The organism is Flavobacterium saliperosum, from assembly GCF_900100625.1.
Lineage (GTDB): Bacteria > Bacteroidota > Bacteroidia > Flavobacteriales > Flavobacteriaceae > Flavobacterium > Flavobacterium saliperosum.
Genome location: NZ_FMTY01000002.1, coordinates 297239 through 322369, shown reverse-complemented (window position 1 = coordinate 322369; position 25131 = coordinate 297239). Strand labels below are relative to the sequence as shown.

At 41.4% G+C, this 25131-nt stretch carries 21 protein-coding genes and 1 tRNA gene; 13 read left to right on the top strand and 9 right to left on the bottom strand.

Annotated elements, in window-relative coordinates:
- Positions 1-313: 313 nt before the first annotated feature.
- Together BLQ05_RS04895 and BLQ05_RS04890 are read left to right on the top strand one after the other, a co-directional pair.
- Positions 314-514, top strand: a complete 201-nt coding sequence (locus BLQ05_RS04895; protein ID WP_023576588.1) for a hypothetical protein — start codon at positions 314-316, stop codon at positions 512-514.
- A gap of 312 nt (positions 515-826) precedes the next feature.
- Positions 827-1132, top strand: a complete 306-nt coding sequence (locus tag BLQ05_RS04890) for a GIY-YIG nuclease family protein (protein ID WP_023576587.1) — start codon at positions 827-829, stop codon at positions 1130-1132.
- Positions 1133-1381: 249 nt separating this feature from the next.
- Here the strand turns inward: BLQ05_RS04890 and BLQ05_RS04885 are convergent, their stop codons facing one another.
- Positions 1382-2548 (bottom strand): PAS domain-containing sensor histidine kinase, encoded by a 1167-nt coding sequence (locus tag BLQ05_RS04885; protein ID WP_023576586.1) that lies wholly within the window; start codon positions 2546-2548, stop codon positions 1382-1384.
- A 749-nt stretch (positions 2549-3297) separates the two neighbouring features.
- Here BLQ05_RS04885 and BLQ05_RS04880 point away from each other — a divergent pair.
- From BLQ05_RS04880 to BLQ05_RS04870, 3 genes are all read left to right on the top strand, one after another.
- A complete protein-coding gene (locus BLQ05_RS04880) occupies positions 3298-4293 on the top strand; it encodes a metal-dependent hydrolase (protein WP_023576585.1) in 996 nt (331 codons plus the stop codon).
- 173 nt (positions 4294-4466) lie between these two features.
- A complete protein-coding gene (locus BLQ05_RS04875) occupies positions 4467-7043 on the top strand; it encodes a cation-translocating P-type ATPase (protein ID WP_218120816.1) in 2577 nt (858 codons plus the stop codon).
- A gap of 193 nt (positions 7044-7236) precedes the next feature.
- Entirely contained in the window at positions 7237-8532 is a 1296-nt protein-coding gene (locus tag BLQ05_RS04870; protein WP_023576583.1) for a saccharopine dehydrogenase family protein, read from the top strand.
- 280 nt (positions 8533-8812) lie between these two features.
- Here BLQ05_RS04870 and BLQ05_RS04865 read toward each other — a convergent pair whose 3' ends face one another.
- Complete coding sequence (locus tag BLQ05_RS04865; RefSeq protein WP_023576582.1) at positions 8813-10417, bottom strand: class I SAM-dependent methyltransferase; 1605 nt, start codon at positions 10415-10417, stop codon at positions 8813-8815.
- A gap of 133 nt (positions 10418-10550) precedes the next feature.
- Between BLQ05_RS04865 and BLQ05_RS04860 the strand changes: the two genes are divergently transcribed.
- Entirely contained in the window at positions 10551-11108 is a 558-nt protein-coding gene (locus tag BLQ05_RS04860; RefSeq protein WP_023576581.1) for a 2'-5' RNA ligase family protein, read from the top strand.
- Here BLQ05_RS04860 and BLQ05_RS04855 read toward each other — a convergent pair.
- The 5 genes from BLQ05_RS04855 to BLQ05_RS04840 form a co-directional block, all read right to left on the bottom strand.
- Positions 11105-11662 (bottom strand): hypothetical protein, encoded by a 558-nt coding sequence (locus BLQ05_RS04855; protein ID WP_035654540.1) that lies wholly within the window; start codon positions 11660-11662, stop codon positions 11105-11107. The two genes, BLQ05_RS04860 and BLQ05_RS04855, sit on opposite strands and share 4 nt — an antisense overlap.
- Positions 11662-12048, bottom strand: coding sequence for a YchJ family protein (locus tag BLQ05_RS04850; RefSeq protein WP_023576580.1), 387 nt, complete (start codon positions 12046-12048; stop codon positions 11662-11664). Before BLQ05_RS04850 ends, BLQ05_RS04855 begins: the two co-directional genes overlap by 1 nt.
- A gap of 174 nt (positions 12049-12222) precedes the next feature.
- Positions 12223-12435 (bottom strand): hypothetical protein, encoded by a 213-nt coding sequence (locus BLQ05_RS04845; RefSeq protein WP_023576579.1) that lies wholly within the window; start codon positions 12433-12435, stop codon positions 12223-12225.
- A gap of 12 nt (positions 12436-12447) precedes the next feature.
- Positions 12448-12594: a hypothetical protein gene (locus BLQ05_RS13700; protein ID WP_143000912.1), complete on the bottom strand. Its 147-nt coding sequence runs from the start codon at positions 12592-12594 to the stop codon at positions 12448-12450.
- Positions 12581-13183 (bottom strand): hypothetical protein, encoded by a 603-nt coding sequence (locus BLQ05_RS04840; protein ID WP_051365755.1) that lies wholly within the window; start codon positions 13181-13183, stop codon positions 12581-12583. The genes BLQ05_RS13700 and BLQ05_RS04840 overlap by 14 nt, the downstream gene beginning before the upstream one ends.
- A gap of 124 nt (positions 13184-13307) precedes the next feature.
- Here BLQ05_RS04840 and BLQ05_RS04835 point away from each other — a divergent pair, with 124 nt between their 5' ends.
- Entirely contained in the window at positions 13308-13682 is a 375-nt protein-coding gene (locus BLQ05_RS04835) for a DUF423 domain-containing protein (protein WP_023576577.1), read from the top strand.
- A 118-nt stretch (positions 13683-13800) separates the two neighbouring features.
- On the opposite strand, the gene BLQ05_RS04830 is transcribed toward BLQ05_RS04835, so the two are convergent.
- A complete protein-coding gene (locus BLQ05_RS04830) occupies positions 13801-15075 on the bottom strand; it encodes a Glu/Leu/Phe/Val family dehydrogenase (protein ID WP_023576575.1) in 1275 nt (424 codons plus the stop codon).
- Between the two features lie 231 nt (positions 15076-15306).
- Between BLQ05_RS04830 and BLQ05_RS04825 the strand changes: the two genes are divergently transcribed.
- The 5 genes from BLQ05_RS04825 (at position 15307) to BLQ05_RS04805 (ending at position 19814) form a co-directional block, all read left to right on the top strand.
- Positions 15307-15939, top strand: a complete 633-nt coding sequence (locus BLQ05_RS04825; protein ID WP_023576574.1) for a Crp/Fnr family transcriptional regulator — start codon at positions 15307-15309, stop codon at positions 15937-15939.
- Positions 15939-16730 (top strand): sulfite exporter TauE/SafE family protein, encoded by a 792-nt coding sequence (locus tag BLQ05_RS04820; RefSeq protein ID WP_035654538.1) that lies wholly within the window; start codon positions 15939-15941, stop codon positions 16728-16730. Before BLQ05_RS04825 ends, BLQ05_RS04820 begins: the two co-directional genes overlap by 1 nt.
- Before the next feature lie 153 nt (positions 16731-16883).
- Positions 16884-18299 carry an MBL fold metallo-hydrolase gene (locus BLQ05_RS04815; protein ID WP_023576572.1) on the top strand — a complete coding sequence of 472 codons (1416 nt, stop codon included), beginning with the start codon at positions 16884-16886 and terminating at the stop codon, positions 18297-18299.
- A 135-nt stretch (positions 18300-18434) separates the two neighbouring features.
- Entirely contained in the window at positions 18435-19559 is a 1125-nt protein-coding gene (locus tag BLQ05_RS04810) for a TlpA disulfide reductase family protein (protein ID WP_035654537.1), read from the top strand.
- A gap of 173 nt (positions 19560-19732) precedes the next feature.
- Positions 19733-19814, top strand: a tRNA-Tyr gene (locus BLQ05_RS04805).
- A gap of 186 nt (positions 19815-20000) precedes the next feature.
- On the opposite strand, the gene BLQ05_RS04800 is transcribed toward BLQ05_RS04805, so the two are convergent.
- Entirely contained in the window at positions 20001-22010 is a 2010-nt protein-coding gene (locus BLQ05_RS04800) for an endonuclease (protein WP_023576570.1), read from the bottom strand.
- Positions 22011-22203: 193 nt separating this feature from the next.
- On the opposite strand from BLQ05_RS04800, the gene BLQ05_RS04795 reads away from it, so the two are divergent.
- Positions 22204-25032 (top strand): gluzincin family metallopeptidase, encoded by a 2829-nt coding sequence (locus tag BLQ05_RS04795; protein ID WP_238321143.1) that lies wholly within the window; start codon positions 22204-22206, stop codon positions 25030-25032.
- Positions 25033-25131 lie beyond the last annotated feature (99 nt).

Below are 25131 nucleotides of genomic sequence, written 5' to 3'. Positions count from 1 at the left end.
TGGCTGCAATACTAAAACAGGAATTCGAAAAGAAAAAACACCCATAGCCGAAAACGACCGTTTTCGCCGAAAAAGGGCAATAGTGTCGCTTTTTGCATAAAAAATTATAATTTTCCTACACAAAATGATTTTTATGTTTGTAATTTGAAAGAAAAGTAGTTAATATTGCGACCGAAAAACAACAGCTTTCAAAAGCTACTACTCCGACTTAAAGCCGACTATACTTCGACTATACTCCGACTACAGTTCGACTAAAGCAGGAAAGGATGCCCAAGAAAGACAAACCGACAACAAAACAAAATAACACACAACAATGAAAAGAATCTGCATTTACCCGAAAGACGTGATGCAAATCACAGGAAAAAGCGAAAGACAAAGCCGCCAGATTATCGCTAACATCAAGAAAAAACACAACAAAGAAAAACACCAAATCGTAACTTTTAGCGAATTCTACGAATTCATGGGCATCGATGAAAATACCCATGCCCTCAAAAAAGAACCCCAACACTCTTAAACCCCGTCATTGCGAGCGAAGCGCGGCAAACCCGTCATTGCAAGCAAAACGAAGCAAACCCGTCATTGCGAGCGAAGCGCGGCAAACCCGTCATTGCAAGCAAAACGAAGCAAACCCGTCATTGCGAGCGAAGCGCGGCAAACCCGTCATTGCGAGGAGGAACGACGAAGCAAACTCTCCACACCGTCATTGCGAGGAGACCACCCACCCCGTCATTGCGAGGAGGGACGACGAAGCAAACTCACAAAAGAGATTACCGCGCTCCACTTCGTTACGCTCGCAATAACATACGAACAAAGTAAACGCACTGCCATGAAACCCGGATTCATATACATAATCACAAATAAAAATAATACTACTCTCTATATAGGCGTTACATCAAATCTTCCTAAACGCATTACCGAACACATCGAAAAACGATTTAATGACTCCTTCTCAGCACGATATAATTTAAACAAATTAGTTTATTACGAAGCTTTCCAAATGATTGGAGATGCCATTGCTCGAGAAAAACAATTAAAAGCCGGGTCCAGAGCAAAAAAAATGGCATTAATTAATGGTATGAATCCGGATTGGAAAGATTTATATGAGGATATTAAAGATGTCATGTGGTTTTAAAACCATGTGCTGTCATTGCAAGGAGGCAACCCACACCGTCATTGCGAGGCACGAAGCAATCTCTCCACAATGTCATTACGAGCGAAGCGCGGCAACCCCGTCATTGCGAGGCACGAAGCAATCTCCACACCGTCATTGCGAGCGAAGCGCGGCAACCCCGTCATTGCGAGGCACGAAGCAATCTCACACTCAAAGAAGAGATTTCTTCACAGGCTCGCAATGACAACCACACCAAATCGCCTACACCCCTCACAAAACAGCTGTTTTCACCGTAGGCTTGTTAATAGGCAAGGTAAAATAAAAAGAAGATCCTTTACCCACTTCACTTTCAACCCATATATGACCACCGTTTTTCTCTAAAAAACCTTTTACCAATAATAGCCCAATACCTGCTCCATTGTTTTCTGTTACTGTTTTGGAAAGCGATTTTACCTGAGGAGAAAAAAGTTGAGCCTGTATTTCTTTCGACATGCCACTACCGGTATCTTTTATTTCCACAATCATCATCCCTTCGCTCTGTTTGGCAGATAAGGTAATCTGACCTCCTTTATGCGAATGTTTTATGGCATTGGAAACGATATTCTGAAGAATGGAAAGCAACATTTTCTCATCGGCAAACACACTGCTGTTTTCTTCTATTTCATTATTAAGATGAATGGTATTGATGGCGGCGGTTTCTTTTAACGATTCGAAAATTTTGTTCACATAATGTACCAGTTCAATTTTAGCAGGAACAAACGCTTCGGCAGCATACTTGATCCTTGCCCATTCCACCAGATAATCCAGCATATCCAATTCATTCACAGCGGCATTATGAAGTTCTTGCAGCAATGCTTTGGCTAAAGCGGGTTCCAGGGTATCGAAATTGGATTTCAGATAGTCTGCCCCCTGAATAATCCCGGCAAGCGGACTTCTCAAATCGTGCGATAAAATGGCAAGCACACTTTCCTTATGGGTGTTAAGTTCTTCAAGCTCGTTGGAGTATTTTTTTATAGCGTCTTCCGATGCTTTTCGGACAGTGATATCCCGCAATATTTTTACATATCCGGTAACTTCATCCTCCTCATTTTTTAAGGGAAACACTAAGCCATCCGCATAAAATGTTGTGCCGTCCTTACACACGTGCCATCTCACATCTATAGACCTTCCGTCTTTTAAAGCAAGATCTATTTCTTTTTGCGGAATACCTTCTTTTTTGTCTTCCTCCGTAAAAATGGTTTCAAAGGGTTTCCCTATAATCTCCTCGGTCTCATATTGGAATATGTTTGTTGCGCCTGAATTCCAGCTGTTGACATTCAGTTCCTTATCGACCGTAAAAATCGAATAGTCCTGTAAACTATCAATCACTTGGCTGTAAAATTCGGCACTGGGTACATATTGCTCTCTTAAAACTTTGGTAATCGTTTCTTTTATCATCGCTCTTTTCGTTAATAGAATCTGTTCTTAGAATCTACATATAAATATCGCTCTTTAAAGGCGCAAATGTGTTATACAATTTTCATTTTTAATTATATAATTTAACCGAACAGTCTTAGAATTTGGCGGATAATTGGTAAGAATTACCAAGAGGAAAATCCCACAAACACCTACAACTTATAAAAACAAAACTCCATTTCAAAAACAAAAACTTCCTATCGGAATTCCCCTCCTTTGGAGGGGTGCCCAAAGGGCGGGGTGGTTATAATCAATCTCATTCCCCATACGTCATTGCGAGGAGTCCCGATAGCTATCGGGACGACGAAGCAATCTCACACTCAAAGAAGAAATTGCTTCGCAGGCTCGCAATGACAAAACGAAAAACACCCCTAAAGTCCCCTCAAGGGGACAATACCCATAACACATACAACTAAAAAAACAAAACTCCATTTCAAAAACAAAACATCCTATAGGAATTCCCCTCCTTTGGAGGGGTGCCCAAAGGGCGGGGTGGTTACATCTAAAAACAATCCCACTTAATAAAAGCATCACCCCAACACCCCTAAAGTCTCCTCAAGGGGACAATACCTATAACGCGAATAACTTATAAAAACATTAATCCATTTTCAAAAACAAAAACATCTTAATAGGATTCCCCCTCGAGGGGGGCTTCGGGGGGTGTTAACACATAATGCATTTACAAAAAACAAATACTAGCAAAACTCCCCAATTCCCCTTACTTTTGCATTATGGATTCAGTAACCCAAATAGTATTAGGCATAGCCGTAGCCGAAGTATGCGCCGGAAAGACCCTCAAAAACCGTGGCTTTCTCTACGGAGCCATACTGGGAACCATCCCCGATTTGGATGTCTTGGCAGGCAAATTCCTGAACCCCATAGACGGCGTGATGATTCACCGCGGCATGAGTCACTCCCTGTTGTTCTTCCTGCTACTCTCCCCGCTTTTGGGTTGGTGCATCAACCACATAGAAAAACAACGGATTACCTTTAAGAGCGCTTCATGGATGGCCTTCTGGTGCCTGTTTACCCACGCCTTACTCGACATGTGCACCACATGGGGTACCCAAATCCTGTGGCCGCTGCCCTATCGCTATTCCCTTAACAGCATCTTTGTAATCGATCCGCTGTATACCATCCCATTGCTTATTACACTGATACTGGTTTGGCGCACCAAAGACACCGTGTTGCGCACCAGGTATATAAAAAGGGGCTTGTACATCAGTACGGCCTATTTGGTACTGGCCTTTAGTATCAAGCAGTATGCCCTGCACCAATTCGAAAAGGCTATAGCTATCCAAAAGATTACCTGTAACGAAATCCTGGTAAAACCAACAGCCTTCAACCTCATCTTGTGGAATGCCAATATAGCCACTCAAGACGGATACCTGTTAGGCGAATATTCGCTTTTCGATACCCAACCCATCACCTTTAAAAGCTATCCAAGAAACCACGACTTAGAGCTAACCTTAAAAGACAATACCGACTTCAAAAAGCTACAAATCGGCAGCGAAGGCTGGTACCTCGTAACCCAATACAACGGAAAGTTATTTTTTAACGACCTCCGCTTCGGACTCCTAAACGACAATCCGAAAAACCCGCAGTTTGTTTTCAGCTATCAGTTCATACCCACACCGCAAGGCCTGAAAGCCATCGAAGTCCCCAAAGACAAAAGAGACGGAAAGGCATTACTTAAAAAAATATTTATCCGTCTACAAGGGAACTAACCGTCATTGCGAGCGAAGCGCGGCAAACTCGTCATTGCGAGCGAAGCGCGGCAAACTCGTCATTGCAACACCCCTCGTCATTGCGAGCGAAGCGCGGCAAACTCGTCATTGCAACACCCCCGTCATTGCGAGCAAAGCGCGGCAACCTCCCCACCTTCCATTCCTCAACGAAAATGCTTACATTTGAGTATATGAAACCGGGATACCAACAAACCATCAACGAAGCACTAAAGCACTGGCACTCTTCCGAAAAAGGGTTGTCCCCCGATGACATTCGCACCTTACAAAAACAGTACGGAAAGAACGAACTGCAAACTCCCGAACAAAAGTCCCGACTCACCATTTTCATCCAGCAATTCAAAGACGTAATGATTCTCATTCTGATGGGAGCCGCAGCCATCTCGTTCATAGCCGGAGAAACCACCGATGGATACGTGATTTTGGTAATCATCCTGGGGAATGCCCTAATCGGCTACTTTCAGGAATACAATGCCGAAAAAGCCCTGCGCAAACTCCAACAAATGTCCGCCCAAACCACAGTGGTGATAAGAGACAACCAACACATCCCCATAGACGCCGCCGAACTGGTACCCGGTGACATTGTGGTACTGGAAGCCGGGAACATCATCCCTGCCGACGGCCGTCTGCTCACCGTAAGCGCCTTAAAAACCGAAGAAGCAACCCTCACCGGTGAAAGTGCTTCGGTAGAAAAAAAAACCACCCCCATCCAAGAAGACAAAATACTCCCGGCAGACCAACGCAACATGGTGTTTAAAAGCACCATAGTAAGTAACGGCTCCGGAACAATGCTGGTTACCGCAACGGGAATGGCCACCGAGATTGGTCGCATTGCCACCCTGCTGGAAGCCGAACCCGAAAAAACACCGCTACAAAAACGCCTGCAAACGTTCAGTCGGCAATTGGTGGTGGTGGTACTGTTGTTGTGCATCGCCTTTTTCGGATACGGATTGTATCGGAACGAACCCTCACTAACCCTGTTTCTCACCGCCTTATCGCTTGCCGTGGCTGCGCTGCCCGAAGCGCTTCCTGCCGTAATCACCATAGCTTTGGCACAGGGCGCTTCCCGAATGGTAAAACACAATGCCCTTATCCGAAAACTGCCCGCAGTGGAAACATTGGGCGCCATCACCTACATTTGTAGTGATAAGACTGGTACGCTTACCCTAAATAAAATGACCGTTGAAAAGGTAGTGCCTGCCGAAGGAAAAGACAATCTACTACTGCACGCCTTATTGCTCAACAATGAAGTGCGCTTTAATGCCGACAATGTCCTGTTAGGTGATTCTACCGAAGTGGCTCTAGCCCGTTACGCCCTGCAACACGGACTAACCCGTGATGAAGCCCTTACCAGACACCCGATAACGGACATCCTTCCTTTTGACTCGAACCGAATGCGAATGGCTACCTTACATCCTTACGATACCAAGTTTATCCTATTGGTAAAAGGAGCGCCCGTTAAAATTGCAGAAACACTTTCCCCACTGTATTCCGATACCAAAGAAGCGCTGTTGCAACAAAACAGAACATGGGCACGGGAAGGCTTACGGGTTTTGTTCTATGCCTATACGATATTGGACACAAAACCGGAATCCCTCACCGAAGCCTTGGAAAGCAATCTGGACTTTCTGGGCATGGCAGGACTGATTGACCCACCGCGGGAAGAAGTGATTGCTGCCATAACCCAATGCAAAACCGCAGGCATCAAACCCGTAATGATAACCGGAGACCAACCCCTAACCGCCTTAGCCATTGCCGAGCGCCTACAGATAATTGCTCCCGGAGACGGAACCGCGTTAACCGGCGCCGACATTATGGAATTAACCGACATACAGTTACGGGAAAAGGTAAAAAGTGTTTCGGTATATGCTCGTGTTTCCCCGGAACAGAAACTAAAGATTGTACGCGCCCTGCAACAGGAAGGCCAACTCGTTGCCATGACCGGAGACGGCGTGAACGATGCCCCTTCGTTACAACAGGCCAATATCGGTGTGGCCATGGGCATTACCGGTTCCGATGTGGCAAAAGAAGCCGCCCACATGATACTATTGGATGACAACTTTGCCACTATTGTAAAAGCCATAAAAGAAGGCCGTCATATTTATGATACCATCAAAAAGTTCATACTGTATGTACTGTCCTGCAATCTGGGAGAGCTATTGGTGATCTTCTTCGCGCCATTATTAGGGTTTGCCGTACCCTTACTTCCCATTCACATCCTGTGGATCAATCTCGTTACCGACGGATTACCCGGTATTGCCCTTACCGCCGAACCTACTGAAAAGAACATCATGCAGAAACCACCACGACCGCCTAAAGAAAACCTCTTTGCCGGTGGCCTGCTACCCCGCATACTCCTGACCGGAATACTAATGGCCATAGCAGCCTTTGTATTGCAGTACATTGCCGTATCCAAAGGCTATCCAATCCTACTGCAGCAAACAATGATTTTCACCTTACTGTGTCTTATTCAGTTAGGCAATGCGCTCTCGGTACGAAGTCTGGATAAATCGGTACTGTCGGTCTCACTGTTCCGAAACCCTTTGTTACTCGGCGTTATTGTCGTTACTATCGGACTTCAGTTTCTTTTGGTGTACGTTCCTTTTTTACAACCTATCTTCAAAACTACAGCACTTCCTCTCGAAGCATTACGGGACACTGTAATAGTCGCAATAACATGCTTTATCGCTATTGAAATGGGTAAATGGGTTACGGTTCGTTTGCGAGCGTAGCGAAGCAAACCCGTCATTGCGAGCGAAGCACAGCAAACCCGTCATTGCGAGGAGATACACACACAGTCATTGCGAGCGAAGCGCGGCAACCCCGTCATTGCGAGGAGATACACACACAGTCATTGCGAGCGAAGCGCGGCAACCCCGTCATTGCGAGGAGTCCCGATAGCTATCGGGACGACGAAGCAATCTCATGTCCAAAAAAGAGATTGCTTCGCAGGCTCGCAATGACAAAAACACTACAACCCTACACTACCCACTAAAAACCAACAAATTACCCATCACTCCAAACGCAATACCACAAAAAAACAGTAACTTTATTCCTTCGAACAACAAACAACAACACATGAAAACGCATCATACCATTATCATTGCCGGTGCCGGTGGCATAGCCGAAGCAGTGGGCTTATTACTTATGGAATGGAGTGAGGTACATCCTACCCTTTTCATTGGCGACCGAATTCCTGAAAAAGCTAAAAAAGTAGCCGAATGGATTGCAGCAGGCACTACAAAACCCTGTTCGGTTCAGGATTTTCATCTTGACGAAAATAACCTTACCGATGAAATGAAAGTCCTCTTTGATGAAGGCGATATCATTCTCGATTGTCTGCCCGGCAGTCAGGCTCCAAGAATAGCGCAGTTTGCCAAAGATTTCCACATGCATTATGCCAACCTCACCGAATATGTAGCCGAAACCGAAGCGATAATAGCATTAGCCAAAGAAGCCAAAACAGGTTTTGTGCTGCAAACCGGTCTGGCACCGGGTTATATCGACTTGTTGGCACATGGACTTTTCCAACAATTCTGCAAAGACTTTGGCGTGGAGAAAGTGGATAAGCTGGAGTTTAAAGTCGGAGCCCTTACCAATCATGCCGTGGCACCGCACTACTATGGCTTCACCTGGAGTCCGGTTGGTGTCGCCACCGAATACCTGAAAGACACTATCGTATTACGGGATTATAAAAAAACAACGCTACCTTCTCTTTCAGAAAGAGCCACCATCCTTATTGACGGTACCGCCTATGAAGAAGACCTGACCTCCGGTGGTGCAGCAGATTTACCGGATGCCTTATCAGGTAAGGTACGTTCGTTGGATTACAAAACCTTACGTCACCCCGGACATTATGCCTGGATTGCGGAACAACTAACCAATTCAGACAAATCCGATGAGGCAATTAAAGTTCTGCAGCAAAAGATGGAAGCAATTATCCCACACATAGAGGACGACCAGATTGTGCTCTACGCCGCCGTGGAAGGCAAAGATGCCTCAGGAACCTTAAGACGACGGGAAATCGCCAAGAAAATCGTCTCCCAAAAAGTAGGTAACCATCAATTAAGAGCCATCCAAACTACCACGGCAGCACCATTGGCACAGGCCGCACAATTGTTACTGGAAGGTTCTCTTAGTGGCGTTATTCTGCAAAGCCAGATAGATTCGGAAATCTTCTTAAATGGGAATTATGTGGTTAAGGTGTATGGAAAAGTGTGAAACGAGTTGAATGATTAAGTAATTTCAACTTCAATGATGAGATTGCCGCGCTCCTTTTCACTACGCTCGTAATGACACAACGACTCACGCTCATGTTGTGAGTCCACCGTCATTGTGGTAGGCATCTACACTGTCATTGCGAGGAGATAACCAAGCTGTCATTGCGAGGAGTCCCGATAGCTATCGGGACGACGAAGCAATCTCATGATTAAAGAAGAGATTGTTTCGCAAGCTCGCAATGACTGTAGGAATATGCTACGTTAGTAATAACAAACCGAAATTACCCCTTCAACAAATTAATACTAACGGTAGCATAATCCGTATTAGGAAACTTTCTGAAATAATCCATATCAGGTTGCAAACCGGCTTCGGCAGCTACTTTGTGCAGCACATCAATTTCCACAATGTACTGATCGGAGAAACCGTGTGTGGCATCATAAGCCGTAGCAGCGGTACTTCCTAAATTGGCAGCGGTTAGTTGTGGAGCAACGGTGTGCAGTTCTATCATCAGTAATCCGAATTTGTGTACGTACGGCGCCCATTTGTTAAAATGCATTAACAGGTTATCCTCCACTTCGTTATTGGTCAAATGCCTACCACGGTGCGCAAAGGCTCCTGTAGAATTGCTTATTCTGCCCGGCGTTCTGGTTTTTGGTTCTTCCCAAATGCGGTTGTGGTCTAAAAAGGTACGCACATTCAATAGGTCTTTCAGGTCAATGTTGTAGTTTTCGGTTAAGTCCAACGCAAGGGCATCGGGATTTCCAATGTCGCCCCAAATCACTTTAGCCCAGATATCGGCTTTGATTAAATTGGCCCGGGTTACTTTCAGAGCCGCTTGGTTGTAATCGACACCCACTAAAAACAACGGGTATTCATCTAGCATTTTTCCTCTAAGTGTCTGACGTTCTATCACATCAAAAATATGTTGTAAGAAAGCACCATTACCACAACCCATATCAAGTATTCCTTTAGGTTGTTCCTGTATGGGTTTGTTGAACAATTCGATAATGATTTCGTCGATGACTTTAAAATAAGTGGCGTGCGCTCCTCCACTGCCCCACACGTTCATTTCGCGGTTTACGTGAATCTCATCTTCGTTGACGGCGATGTCGCGCATCTCATTCGGATCACCAAATAACAGGCTTTCCATATGCTTGAACATCGGCAGATAAGATACCGTTACGCCATATGCGGTAGCTCTTTTAGCAAAGAACAATCCATCTTCAGTAAACTGATAATTGCCTTTTTTCTCGGTAAACCATCCTAAATAGGTAAAGAAATTGAGCATTTTGGCAAAGGCTTCCGGGTTTTTGTGGAATTCTTCCGCTCTGAAGGACGTCTCCATAAAATATTTGTGAAACATACCACTCATTCCCAAACTCACGATTAACGGAGCTACCAGATACCCTTCAATGTGCATTAATATCTGTTCCTGTATGGCTTTCAGCGTTGCATTATCATTGAATGTGAGATTGCAGTTCCTCGTATAGGTATTGAAAAGCGGTTCTAACTTTTCAATGCTTTCGGCTGTGATGGTATTGGAAGTAAAAACATCGGTGGTGTTGAGCAGTTCGACTACATCTTTGTATAAAGGCACTAAAGAAAAAGCAAACTCGGTTGTATTGTTTGTTGTAACAGTTACCGTATTGGTACTGTTATCGGCATGATACGCTAAAAAACCCTGCGATGCCAACAGCCGAAGTGCCACATTCATATAGCCTTCGTTGGCTTTAAACTCGGTTGTAATCTCGGAAAGGGTAGTTTTCTTAACTTTAAGCAGATGCTCCAAGACACCTTTGTCTTTCAGATTAATGGCTACTGGAGCGATGGTTATACCGTCTAGGTGTCGGAAGATCGATTCGCGCAGTTTGGTCTTTGGTATCATGTTGAAATAGTGAGTGTTCTCTCAAATTTAAGTATTTTTCTCTTGTCTTGATACCGAAGAAAGAAAAGATTCTACCTGTATATCACCATAATGAATACAATCTCTTACATTTACGCTATTATTACTAACATTTATGGAAGGACATTATTCGGTTGCGTTTTATCCCTCTGAGACGGTTATTGCTCAGGTTAAAGGGATGAAAGAACGCCTGTCTGATAAAGTGGGTTGGTTTCACAGTAAGAATTCGGTGGGACATATTACCGTTTGTGAATTCAAGGCATCGGATGCGGTAATCGAAAAAGTCAAACAGCAATTAACCAGACTGGCTGACGGTTTTGAACCGGTGAAGGTGCGTTTAACAAACTTTGGTTCCTATCCGAACGGGGCTTTTTTTATCGCTCCGGATGCAATTTCCAAAAGCAATCTGAAACCAATAATGAAACGGATTAACGATACGCTCATCATAAAGAATTTACATAAAAGTGATGACCCGCATTTGTCGATTGCCCGAAGATTGACACCCGAGCATATCGAAACCGCGTATAAGATGTTTACCGAAATTGACACTCATTTTTTATGTGAGAGTATGGTCCTGCGAAAGTTCAATGAAACTATAAAACAATTTGAAGTTACGGATACGTTTCCGTTTCAGGGTAATCCACAAAAAGAAATTCAGGGAACGCTTTTTTAACCGTTGCTCAAAACTTCTCTTTTTATTGTTTCAAGGGTTTTGTTGGTGTGAATCAATTCGGTAACAATGACTTTCCGGAGTATGGCTATGTCCTGATTAAAATGTTTTGCCCATTGGGTAAGCGTGAGCAGGTTGCGGATGTTTTTCAACCTTTTTTGGGTTTCGTTATAAGTGCGCACCACTTCTTTTCCTTGGTAATCCGGACTGTTTTTATGGTAATAGTTCGCGGTAAGGGTTTCAAAATCAGCGGTGATGTAATACCATTTCTCCGAAGCATCATCCGGATAAAAAGCCTTCCATTCTGCAAATCCTAATTTGATTTTGGATGTCGTTTCCGGTTTCATGGGCAATAAACGCCATTTGCTGTTGGCCAGTCTTCCCCAGTGGTTGGAAAGACGGTACATACCCAATTCCGTATAATAATAAACACTTCCTGATTTGCTGACAAACTGTTGTTCCAAATGGGTTATTTCCGTTAGCGGCACTTCTTTAAAAACACAAAACGTATTCTTAAAGGAATTCCCTTTTGGTTGAAATGGAACCGTCTTAAGCATTACCTGATTGCTTCATTGAAAATACCATCCACGTAATACCAGCTTTCACCTTCTTTTTTGAAAGTGGATTTCTCGTGATGAATGTTGTTCTGCAAACGATTGTCCATGAAATACGCTTTGAATTCCACTGTATTTTCGGAAGCCGAAATGATTTCCAATTTAATCCAATGGTTTTCTGATGCCCAGGAAAGAATGTCTTTCTTATTGTGATGACGGCGTGTGGAAGAATGCGTAGTAGCCACTAAATAATCCGCAGCATGAGTACAATACGCCGAATAACGCGAACGCATCAAAACTTCGGTAGTTGGGGCTTTTTGTACACCGGAAATATAAGGTTCACAGCATTCCGAAAAGGACTTACCGGAACCACAATAACAGTTTTGCATTTTTAGTTTATTTTATGAAATGGGAAAAGAGTTAAGGGATAAGGGATATTCCTACTTCCTACTTCCTACTTCCTACTTCCTACTTCCTGCTCTCTGCCTTCTGCTTTCTGCTTTCTGCTCTCTGCTCTCTGCTCTCTGCTCTCTGCTTTCAATCTTTTCCCTTATAACTTATAACTACCCATTAATCTTCTGATGCAACTGATTCAACAACACCTGATAGCGGCTGATTTCAATTAAATCATCGTCTTCTTCGGCATGATCCAGTAATTCATCCAATAACTCGCTGGCATCGGTTAATTTATTATTGGCCCCTTTGGTGTCTTTGGCAGCTAATAAATCGATTACTTGCTGTACGGTTATTTGTAATTCGGTGAAGTTGATTTCCATGTATCTGTTGCTTTAAGCTTTATTATTACTCTCGTTAAACTTTTTGGTAATAGCTTTCAATTTTTCCTTTCGAGTAATCGCAGCTTTTTTTGCCTTGTCTTGAGCTTTGTGCAGTTTGTCGTTGTGCTTTTTTATATTCGCTTCGTTATTTCTGCTCATGATAGTTTCTTTTAATATCGATAAACGAACGGTTTGTATTCACTAATGCTGATACAACTTCTTTTCGTAATATGTTTATATCGTCAAAATTAATATATTTTGCCCAATTATCGGTGGTAAGCACTTCGTTTAGATGACGAACTACTTTAGCGGTTTCTGTCGCATTTCGAAGTTGGGCTTTTCCATTGTACTCCGGATTGCATTTGTGTTGAAAACTGACTTCCATAGTCTCCCAATTCACTTCCACATAAAACAGGTTGTCGTGTTCGTTGTTCGGATAAAAATCGGACCAGTTGGCATAACCTGCTTTTGTTTTGGATAAAGTTCCGTTTTCCAAAGGCAACAGACGCCAACGGCAATTGGCAGCACGTCCCCAATGATTGGAAACTCTGTACAGCCCCTTTTCCGTAAAATAATAACTGCTTCCGGATTTGCTGGTATAACTAAGTTTTAAACCGGCTATTTCCGTAAGCGCCACTTCTCTGTAAATACAGAATGTGTGTTTGTGAAAATTGGTTTTGTTGTAGACTTTTTGCATTGTGGCAAAGATAAGCATTTCGTTTTTATGGACGTGATTTACTGGTGGCATGGAACGCCGATGAAACAGATGCAAAGCAGCTCGGATTTTTAAGCCCCATCTTTTAATCTGCCAAAATCAACGTCATCCGCGTTCCAATACACATAGTATTAATTATCTTTGAAAAAACAATATTATGAAAGAAACCATTTTAGCATTTGGCGCTTTGTATGGCGGATTGGCTGTAATTTTCGGAGCCTTTGGTGCGCATGCTTTAAAGAAAAAAATGAGTGAGGATTTACTGAAAAGCTTTGAAACCGGGGTAAAGTATCAAATGTACCATGCACTTGTTTTATTAATTCTTCCGCAACTTATAACATTTCAATCCGGTTTGGAAAAAACTATTGGCTGGTGTTTTATTATTGGAGTATTCTTATTTTCATTCAGTATTTACGGATTATGCCTGACTTCAATGAGTGGTAACAAATGGCGATTTCTTGGGCCTATTACACCGCTTGGTGGATTATTATTGGTTGCCGGGTGGTTGGTTTTGCTGTTTAGTGTCATTTAAAATCTAACCGCAAAGTGCGCTAAGTTTTTCGCAAGGGACGCAAAGAAAACGCTAATTATAGAAAATAAAAAACCATCCGCGGTGGCGGATGGTTTTTTGTATCTGAAAATAGTACCAATTAAGGGAAGATACCTCTTTGTTTGTAAGCCATTTCAATACGTACTAACGCTTGAATGTAAGCCGCTGTTCTCCAGTCTGTTTTGTACTGACCGCCTGAAATTACCACACGATTGAAAGCGTCTTCCATTTTCTTTCTCAATTTGATGATCACATCGTCCATAGTCCAGATTTCTCCGTTACGGTTTTGCAGCCACTCAAAGTAAGAACCGATTACACCTCCTGAGTTACATAAAATGTCCGGAATAATCTCAATTCCTTTTGCCAATAAAATAGCTTCACCTTCTGTATCTGTTGGTCCGTTTGCTCCTTCAGCAATAACTTTCGCTTTTACTGTATCAGCATTTCCGGCAGTAATCTGATTTCCTAAAGCAGCAGGGATAATTACGTCACAGTCAATTCCGAAGAATTCTGCACCATTGTAATCCTGTGTGTTTTTGAAACCTGAAATCGTTCCGTTATCGGCCTGGAAACGCAATAATGCCTCAGGATCGATTCCTTCCGGATTGTAGATTGTTCCTGTAGCATCCTGAACTCCAACAAGGATTGCTCCGTTTTTGTTCATAAAGTGAGCTGCCCAGTACCCTACATTACCAAATCCCTGAACGATATATCTTTTTCCTTCCAAAGAAGTGTTTCTTAATTTTGCCCAAGATTCCAAAGTAACCACTACTCCGAAACCTGTTGCACGGTCACGACCTTCCAAACCTCCTGAACCTACCGGTTTTCCGGTAACCACGTGTTGGTTTTTAGAACGCTCAGCCGGAGATTTTGTAGACATATACGTATCTGCAATCCAAGCCATCATTTGTGCGTTTGTATTCACATCCGGTGCAGGAATATCATGCTCAGGACCGATATTGTCACCTAATGCATAAGTGAAACGACGTGTGATACGCTCTAATTCTCCTTGTGAATATTTTTTAGGATCCAATTGGATTCCCCCTTTACCACCTCCGTAAGGAAGTCCTGCTAAAGAGGTTTTCCATGTCATCCAGGTTGCCAATGCTCTTGCTGCATCAATATCCACTGTTGGGTGGTAACGCAATCCTCCTTTGTAAGGACCTAAAACATTGTTATGCTGTACACGGTAACCGGTAAATACTTCTACCGTTCCGTTGTCCATTTTTACAGGAAAGTTTACTATAATTTCATTGTTTGTAGAAGAAAGGATTTTCTTTACAGTTTCATCCAATCCCATCACATTAGCCGCCTTTTCGAACTGATTCTTCACGTTCTCATACATGGTTGGCTGGGGCTTTGCTGTTGTTGCCATAGTTTTAATGATTTACAACTTATTTTGTTTGTTTGTTTATTTTTTATGCTCTGAAAAAAGCAAGCAAATATATGTTATTTTAAACAAAACCAAAGTCATTTTTTTGAATAAAATGCAATCCAAACCAACAATTTAACACTCCTTTTTGATTAATTAATAATTCCTCCTTATATTGGTAACAAAAGTTACGTATCGCGATTTTCTAAATCCTAAATTTGTAAAAAAGAAATAATGTATCAGCTGTTAAAAGAATCCTACAACTATCTGTTTGAAGATGAATTATTAAAAGAAATTGCCGCAGTTGGCGTACATAGAAAATTCCATCAGGACGATATTCTTATCGAAATAGGCGAACAGGTAAAATTCATGCCGATACTCTTAAACGGCGCCATTAAAATTTTAAGGGAAGACGAAAACGGCGACGAATTATTGCTGTATTTTCTGGAACGTGGCGATACCTGCGCGATGACACTAACCTGTTGCCTGGGAAAAAGCAAAAGTAAAATACTCGCAGTCTCTGAAACCGACGGCGATTTAATCATGATTCCGATTGAAAAAATGGAAGAATGGATTGTCAAATACAAATCCTGGCGCAATTTTGTTTTCGAAAGCTACAATGTCCGCCTACTGGAAATGCTGGAAGCCATAGACACTTTGGCCTTTATGAAAATGGATGAACGTTTGTACAAATACTTAACCGATAAAGCTAAAGTTTTGGGAACCACGGAAATTGCCAATACCCACCAGGAAATTGCCACCGACATGCATACGTCCCGCGTAGTAATTTCCCGACTTTTAAAGAGTCTGGAGCTGGAAGGAAAAATCAAACTGAACCGCAATAAAATCGAAATCCTTCAATTCTAATGGAAATTTTGGGATATATAGGGGCTTTAATTATTGGTCTGATATTAGGCCTAACCGGTGGCGGCGGATCCATACTTACCGTTCCTATTTTAGTCTATGTTCTTGGTTTTAACCCGATTACCGCAACCGCTTATTCCCTGTTTATTGTTGGAACCACTTCGGCTTTTGGTGCCACACAAAATTTTTTCAAAGGCATGGTCGATTTAAAGAAAGGATTTTTGTTTGCCGTTCCCTCTTTTATTGCCGTATATCTTACAAGACGTTATCTTGTCCCGAAACTACCCGATGTTATCTTTTCTGTCTCGGGTTTCAGCATTACTAAAGAGTTTTTTCTAATGGTATTGTTTGCCATCATCATGTTATTCGCCGCCTTATCGATGCTGAAGAAAAAGAGGTTCAATGCAACGCCTTCGGTTAAAAACGAATCGAAACCTCTTTTTATAGTCCAAACTTTTGGTGTGGGAATCTTAATCGGTTTGGTGGGTGCCGGAGGCGGATTTTTAATCATCCCTTCTCTTGTTTTTTTTGCCAAACTATCCATGCGAAAAGCGGTAGCCACTTCCCTGTTTATCATCGCACTAAACTCTCTGATTGGCTTTACAGGCGACATACAGACATTGGAAATCGATTGGTATTTTCTGCTGACCTTTACCTCTTTATCCGTTATTGGAATTTTTATCGGAATTTATCTTAATAAGTTCCTAAATGAAGCCCAACTTAAAAAAGGATTTGGTTACTTTGTATTGCTTATGGCGCTGTTTATTCTAACCAAAGAATTCTTCGGACTGTAACCAATGTTACCCTTATGTTTAAATATTGAAGTATCTTTACAAAAAATTTGAATACGTTATGAAATCGCCATTTACATCAAGTTTGCGCAAGCAAACATCAATAATTAAAAAAGCGATACCATATATAACCTCTGATAAATAAATTTTACATATATGAAAATAGAACAAATTTATACCGGATGTATAGCACATGCCGCCTATTATATTGAAAATAATGGTGAAGCGGCCATATTCGATCCTTTAAGAGAAGTGCAACCCTACATCGATAAAGCTACCAAAGACAATGCGAAAATCAAATATATTTTTGAGACGCATTTTCATGCCGATTTCGTTTCAGGACATTTGGACTTATCTAAAAAAACCGGAGCACAAATCGTTTACGGACCAACGGCTCAACCAAATTTCGATGCGATTATTGCGGAAGACAATCAGGAATTCAAAATCGGAAATTATACCATAAAAGCATTGCACACTCCGGGACATACTCTGGAAAGCACTACTTATCTTTTGATTGACGAAAACGGAAAACAACACGGTATCATAACCGGAGACACCTTATTTATCGGTGATGTGGGAAGACCCGACTTAGCTCAGAAACTGGTTTCGGATTTAACGCAGGAGAAACTGGCCGGAATGCTGTTCGATTCGCTTCGCAACAAAATCATGCCGTTATCAGACGATTTGATCGTATATCCAAACCACGGTGCCGGAAGTGCCTGCGGTAAAAACATGAGTAAGGAAACTACCGATACCTTAGGCAATCAGAAAAAAGTGAATTATGCCTTGCGTGCCGACATGACCAAAGAAGAATTCACCAAAGAATTGTTAGACGGTTTGGGAGCGCCACCGGCCTATTTCCCTCAAAACGTACTGATGAACATTCAGGGGTATGACAGTCTGGAAACCGTAATGAACAAAGCCAATACCGCATTGGAGCCAAAAGCATTTGAAGCAATTGCTAACGACGCGGAAGCCTTGGTTTTGGACGTACGTCATGAAAATGATTTCGTTAAGGAGCATGTACCCAACTCGATATTCATTGGATTGCACGGCAACTTTGCACCTTGGGTAGGCGCGTTAATCATGGATGTGAAACAGCCTATCTTATTAATCACTCCGGAAGGCAAGGAAGAAGAAACCATTACCCGTTTGGCTCGTGTTGGTTTTGACAACTGTCTGGGCTATTTAAAAGGCGGATTGGAAGCCTGGAAAGCGGCAGGTTTTGAGACTGACAGCATCGCATCAATTTCTCCGGAACAGTTTGCTTCCGAAAAGGACAAAACAAAACTTACCATAGTAGATGCCCGTAAGCCGGGTGAGTTTACAGCCGAGCATGTCGAAAATGCCGTAAATATTCCGTTGGATTTTGTGAACACTCAACTTTCCGAAGTGCCTAAAAACGAAGATTTTTATTTGCATTGTGCCGGCGGTTACCGTTCTGTTATCATGGCATCCATTCTAAAAGCACGTGGTTACCACAACATGATTAACATAGAAAAAGGAATCAGCGGAATTCGCAATGCGGGCGTCGAATTAACGAAATTCGTTTGTCCGTCCACTTTGAAATAAATACCATAAGGAAATAATAAAAATCAGGCTGTTGCCTGATTTTTTGTTTCCAAATTCTAACAAAAATTTAGCACTATAGATCATAAATAGGCAAAAAAATAAATACTTTTGCACCACAAACAAATAAACATAAAAATGAGAAAGATTCTTTTATTAGCCGGATTATCCCTTTTGGCTTCTTGCAGTAAAGTTGGAGATACAGAATATTTAATTTCCGGAACGGCAACAGGCATTGATAACGGAAAAATGGCTATTCTTCAGATTCAAAATGAAATGGGCCCTGTTTCTAAAGATACTGTAAAAGTAGAAAACGGAAAATTCGAATTCAAGGGAGAATTCAAAGAAGGTCCGGAAATTGGTTTCATTATAATTGAAAGTCTTGATTCCGGAATGGTACCTTTTATTCTTGAAAACGGAGAAATCACTATTACGGTAGATAAGGATACGATTCAGAAATCCAAAATCAGCGGAACCAACAATAACGATAAATTTCAGGAATATAATGATGGGTCAAGCGTAATCTATAAAAAAATGCTTGCTTTCCAGAAAAACAACCAACAGAAATTTATGGATGCACAAAAAGTGAACGATACCGCTACCATGAATTCGCTTAGAAAACAAAACATGACTTTCCAGAATGACATGGATAAATTTTCCGAAACATTTGTGGAAAAAAACCCTAATGCCTTCCTTTCTTCCCTTTTATTAGAGAACTTCATCGGAAGACAGACACTTGAGGCTGCAAAAATTGAAAAACTATATAACGCTTTGGCTTCCGATATCAAGAAAACCAAAAGTGGTGTTCGTGTAAATGATTTCATCAAAAGTCAAAAAGCGGTAACCATCGGAACTATGGCTCCGGACTTTTCTGCTCCGAATCCGGAAGGAAAAAACGTTTCTCTAAAAGAATCGTTAGGAAAAGTGACCATTATTGATTTCTGGGCTTCATGGTGCGGACCTTGTCGTGCGGAAAACCCTAACGTGGTAGCTTTATACAATGAATTCCATTCAAAAGGTTTAAACATCATTGGTGTGTCTTTGGATAAAGATGCGGCAAAATGGAAAGAAGCCATTGCAAAAGACCAATTAACATGGACACATGTTTCCAATTTAAAATTTTGGGAAGACGGTATCGCAAAACAATACAATGTAAAATCAATTCCGGCTACTTTTATTCTTGATGCTACAGGAAAAATCGTTGCCAAAGACCTTCGTGGTGCCGAATTGAAAGCGAAAATTGCAGAATTATTAGCAAAATAATCCTCTTTTGAAAAAGAATATTTAAAAATCTCCTTCGGGAGATTTTTTTATTTTATTCAGCCCCAATACGTTAAAAAAAAGTTATGAATTATCTTTAAAATATGTTTGGATACTGAGAAAACAGTGCTATATTTGCAACCGCAATAAGCAAGATACTTGCTTGTATGGCCAGGGGGGAGATACTCAAGCGGCCAACGAGGGCGGACTGTAAATCCGCTGATTACATCTTCGCAGGTTCGAATCCTGCTCTCCCCACAAACTAAATGAAAAAGAAAAAGCACCAAGTTCACTTGAGTGCTTTTTTTGTTTCATTTAATTGGTTAGAGTAAAGTGAACCTTACTCAGAATCTCCCAATGAAGTGGAGAAATCAAACGCTCACTACAAAATAAAAAAACCATTCACCGCAGCGAATGGTTTTCTCTTAAAAAGATGTTTTTCTATTACCGTATAATCAACTTCCGAGTCGTAGTCTTATTCTCTGAAGTCACTTTTACAAAATACATTCCCGAAGGTAAATTCAATTGCAATGTAGTCGTGTCTGAAAAGTTCTGATTGGCCACTATTTGTCCGGTATACGAATACACTTCCGCTTTTGCATTGCCCTGAATTCCTGAAATCGTAATTCTGTCGTTGGCCGGATTCGGATACATCAAAAATTTCAACTCAGCAGCATCATTGGTTCCTAAAGTCGAAAACCAGGGTTCTCCTGCATGACTTCCCCAAATATAGTCCGCAAGATTAGGATAATCAATAAACGGATTACGGTTCATTTGCCAGGTATATACATAATTATTTCTGTTCAATTCAAAATCATCGGAGGGGTCTGTAGTGTTCCAGGTTAACAAAGTGGCTAAATCGCCAATATTACCCGAAGGAGTTACCCCGTCAACCAAATACTCAGACGGATCACCATTCACCACATTCAATCCATTGAAACGAACGGCCATGTAAAACACTGCTCTTGCCACATCGCCGCGCCATGAGCCTTGTGTTCCTATTGGTCCTGCGTAAACCGTTGATGTTGCTACCGGACCGTAATTTTTATTGTTTCGGGAAGAATTCTCCTGACCGTTTTCTGCGCGTATGTGATGAGCATCAGAAACACCGTCAACGGTACTTGTGGCACTTGTTGAATTCCAAACACCAATCCCGTCTGCCGTGTCGCCTTGAGCCACGTCAAAACCGCCTCTGGACTGACAAAAGATATGTTCCCGATTCCATTTACCGACGATACTGCTGCCGGATTGCTGATCGATTTTCGCCATTGGCTGTTCGATATACATGCACCAAACCTGATTGGAATTTTCAGGATTCTGGTCGGCAGTTCGTAAAATTTCCCAGATATCGGCATAACTGTGTAATCGCACCACAGATGGATTGGCTATAATATCCTGAAGCGCCTGTTTTAAAGCGGCTCCCGACAATCCTTCCAAAGAAGCATAGTACCCTGCCGGAGCGGTACTGGAAACAACGCCATAGGTTGGGTTTAAAGGTGTTCCCCACGTATTTACCTGATAATCATTGTCATAAATACGAATTGTAATATTATCGTTGTTCGCAACGTATCCAAAAGGAAGCGGCTGGAATCGGAATAACAATTCCTCATCGCCTTCATCTACAGTGTCATTTGTTAAAATAATTTCGGTTTGCGTCGTGGTTTGTCCTACCGGAATGGAAACGGTTAACCCTCCAGAAAAGTCCGACATACTGAAGTTTCCGTTGTTTAACGTGAAATTCATAATCAGGGTTTCATTCTGAACCGGTTGGCTGGCGGTAAAGGTAATATTGAAACTATCGCCTTCATTATAAGACGTTTGCGTAAAAGCAACTGTTACATAATTTATCGGAATACCGGAACCGTCGTTGTTAACACCCGGGGTTGGAGCTTTTACTTCGTAAGTACCATCGGTTTTGCGTTGGATGGATTGTGTTGTAGCTGCACCGTTTACGTTTTCATTATAACTGACTGTTTCGCCAAAAATGGTCATTAATGCCGTTGCTTGTGCAGTACCATTATTGCTGTATACCAACGCATCTATAAGATTTGCAGCTGTTGCTGGTGTATTTGTTGGGAAATCAGAAGCATTTCCTAAATATATTGCTACAGCATCGGGACCGCTTTGAATTATATTATTAGTAATTATTATTGATGGTGAAGGGCTAAGCTGAGCATTTCCAACTAAAAAATTACCATTAATATCAGTAGAATACCCGTCTAAATCAACAGCTAAATAACTTAAAGTACCTGCGTAAGGTGCTGTACTGGTTGCATTAAAGAAAACAAGCACATAACCGTCTAAAGCAAAACTTGGTGTATCCGACTTTATTTCAACAAATTCAAGTACATCTATGGAAGGTGTGTCGGGATCCAATTCGTTAATTACAAGCTGGCCGAAAGTCGCGTTCGAAACCAATGCGACAAATAACAGTAATAGTAGTTTTTTTATCATTTCCTCTAAAATTTGGGGCTATAAATTTAGGTATTTATTATCGAATAACAGCCTGTTATTGAAAAGTTTACACAAAAACAATTGCCTTGTAAGAAAAGTAATCACTAATTATTTTTTATTATCTGAATAGTATGACAAACCGATGTTTTTCCTAAATTTACAACTTATAGTACTACAAAAACCATAAAAGCCTTTGAGACTCCCATTCCGTTTTTTTCTGTTCAGCTTTTTCCTTCTCGGTATACATCTTGTTTCAGGACAACATACCAACACGCTTTTGGTATTTGCCGAACCGGAAAACAAAACGCTTACCGTGGAGCAGGAAATCACTTATTTCAACACTACGAAAGACACTTTAAAAGATTATATCTTAAACGATTGGAACAACGCCTACTCGGATAAGAATTCAAAACTGGCCAAACGTTTTTCCGACGAATTCTACCGGGGTTTTCATTTGGCTAAAGACAGTGATCGCGGACTCACAACCATTACCTCCATCATCGATCAGAACAATCGCGTTTTGGAATTTTCCAGAGTAAACAACCAGGTCGATTTAATTGATGTTCATCTGGTTAACCCCATTTATCCGAATCATAAATTTAAAATAAAAATAAAGTATACCGTTACCATTCCAAATCATCGTTTTACCCGTTTTGGTGCCGACGAGAATTCCGGAAGCCTCCATTTGAAAAACTGGTTCTTAACACCCGCCCGAATTGAAAACAACTCCTTCATAAAAAACAGTAATGAGAATCTGGATGATATTGCCAATGGTCTGGCCAATTACGATATCACTATGACGATTCCTTCCCGATTTCACGTGTTTACCGATTTGAAAAGCACCAAAATATCCGAAAAGAAGGAACAGACCGTGTATCATTTAAAAGGGGAAAACATTCAGGATTTCAATCTGATTTTAGAATCCAACCCTACGTTTTCCAACTATAAAAACACACAAATGGAAGTCGTAACTAATCTGAAAGACAAAAGGTTAAACGATTTTCAGAAAGCCATTGTTATCGACCGCGTTGTAAACTATGTAACGGAAAATTTAGGCAAATTGCCCCAGGAAAAATTAATCGTTTCTCAAGTGGATTATGACCGAAATCCGTTTTATGGTTTAAACCAATTGCCTTCCTTCATCAGTCCGTTTCCCGATGAATTCCTGTATGAACTGAAATTTCTGAAAACCTTCACCAACAACTATCTGAAAACGGCTTTGCATCTGAATCCGAGAAAGGGCACGTGGATTGCAGACGGGATTCAGACCTATGTGATGATGAAATACATCGACGAACATTATCCCAACATGAAAATGATGGGCAGTTTATCGGATTACAGATTGCTGAAAGGCTTTAACCTATTCAAATCCAATTTCAACGATCAGTATTATTACCTCTACCTGCTGATGGCGCGTAAAAATCTTGATCAGCCTATTGGTGATTCCAAAAGCAGTTTCATTAAATTCAACGAACAGATATCAGGCAAATACAGGGCCGGAATGAGTTTGAATTATCTTGATGATTTTCTGGGGAATGATATTGTGGCTTCTTCCATCACCGATTTCGTAAAATTAAATGCGTCGCAAGAAACCGATGAAAGCGATTTCCGAAATATTTTAAATCAAAAAACCGACAAAAACATTGATTGGTTTTTTACTACGGTGGTGCATTCACGGGAATTGATAGATTATAAATTCGGAAAAGTAAAAAAGAACAACGAAACCATTGAAGTGGTTATTAAAAACAGAACCAAAACCAATGTTCCCATTTCGGTTTACGGAATAAAGAACGACAGTATTGTTTTCAAACAATGGGTGGAAAACGTCACAAAAGACACCGTAATTACGTTTCCGAGAGCCAATGCCGACAAAGTGGTGCTGAATTACAACAATGAAATCCCCGAATACAATTCCAGAAACAACTGGAAATCCCTTAAAAGTTTCTTCGGCAACAACCGTCCGATTAAATTCACCTTCGTGAAGGATTTGGAAGATTCCAATGTGAATCAGATTTTTTATGTTCCGGAATTCTCGTATAATCTTTACGACGGTATTTCACCGGGCTTGAGTTTCCACAACAAATCCCTATTGGATAAACCTTTTATTTTTGATGTAACTCCTGTATATTCTTCCAATACCAATTCGCTTATCGGTGGCGCTTTTTTCACTATAAATCAGAATATCCGCGAAGACCGACTGTACAATATCCGTTACAGTCTTGGCGGTTCCACCTATCATTACGCACCCAATGCGGCTTACACCAAAGTGACCCCGTCGATATCGTTCCGGTTCCGTGATTTGGATTACCGGGCCAATAAAAAAGAAAATGTAACGCTGCGCCATGTGTTTGTCAACCGGGAGCAATCTGTTTTTGTAACCAGCAAGGATGAAAACTATTCGGTTTTCAATTTGCGTTATTCCAAAGGGGAATCGGAAATTACCCGGGTGTATAATCTAATGACGGATGTTCAGATTGCCAATAATTTCGGGAAGTTGTCCGGCGAAATTCAGTACCGCAAACTATTTGAGAACAACCGCCAGGTAAATCTTCGCTTTTTTGCGGGAACGTTCATGTACCGTGACACCAAATCGGAATTTTTCAGTTTCGGATTGGATCGTCCTACCGATTATCTGTATGATTACGGATTATTGGGCCGCTCTGAAAGTACCGGATTGTTCAGTCAACAATACATTATGGCCGAAGGCGGTTTCAAGTCGAAATTTGATGCCCGTTTTGCCAACCAATGGATGACTACCGTAAACGGAAGTTTCAATATTTGGAACTGGGTGGAAGTTTATGGCGATTTGGGGATGATGAAAAACCAGTTCTATTCCACTAAATTCCTGTATGATAGCGGAATACGATTAAATCTTGTACCCGATTATTTTGAATTGTATTTTCCGGTATATTCCAATAACGGATGGGAAATTGCGCAGGACAATTATGATGAAAAAGTGCGTTTCGTAATTACACTGAGTCCGAAAACACTGATATCATTATTCACCAGAAAGTGGCTATAACACTTCAAATCAAAATTTTAGAAATTATTTTCACTACTGTTTATTAAACTATTTTCATTGAAATTGATATTTTATTGAAAATATCGCATCACATTATAA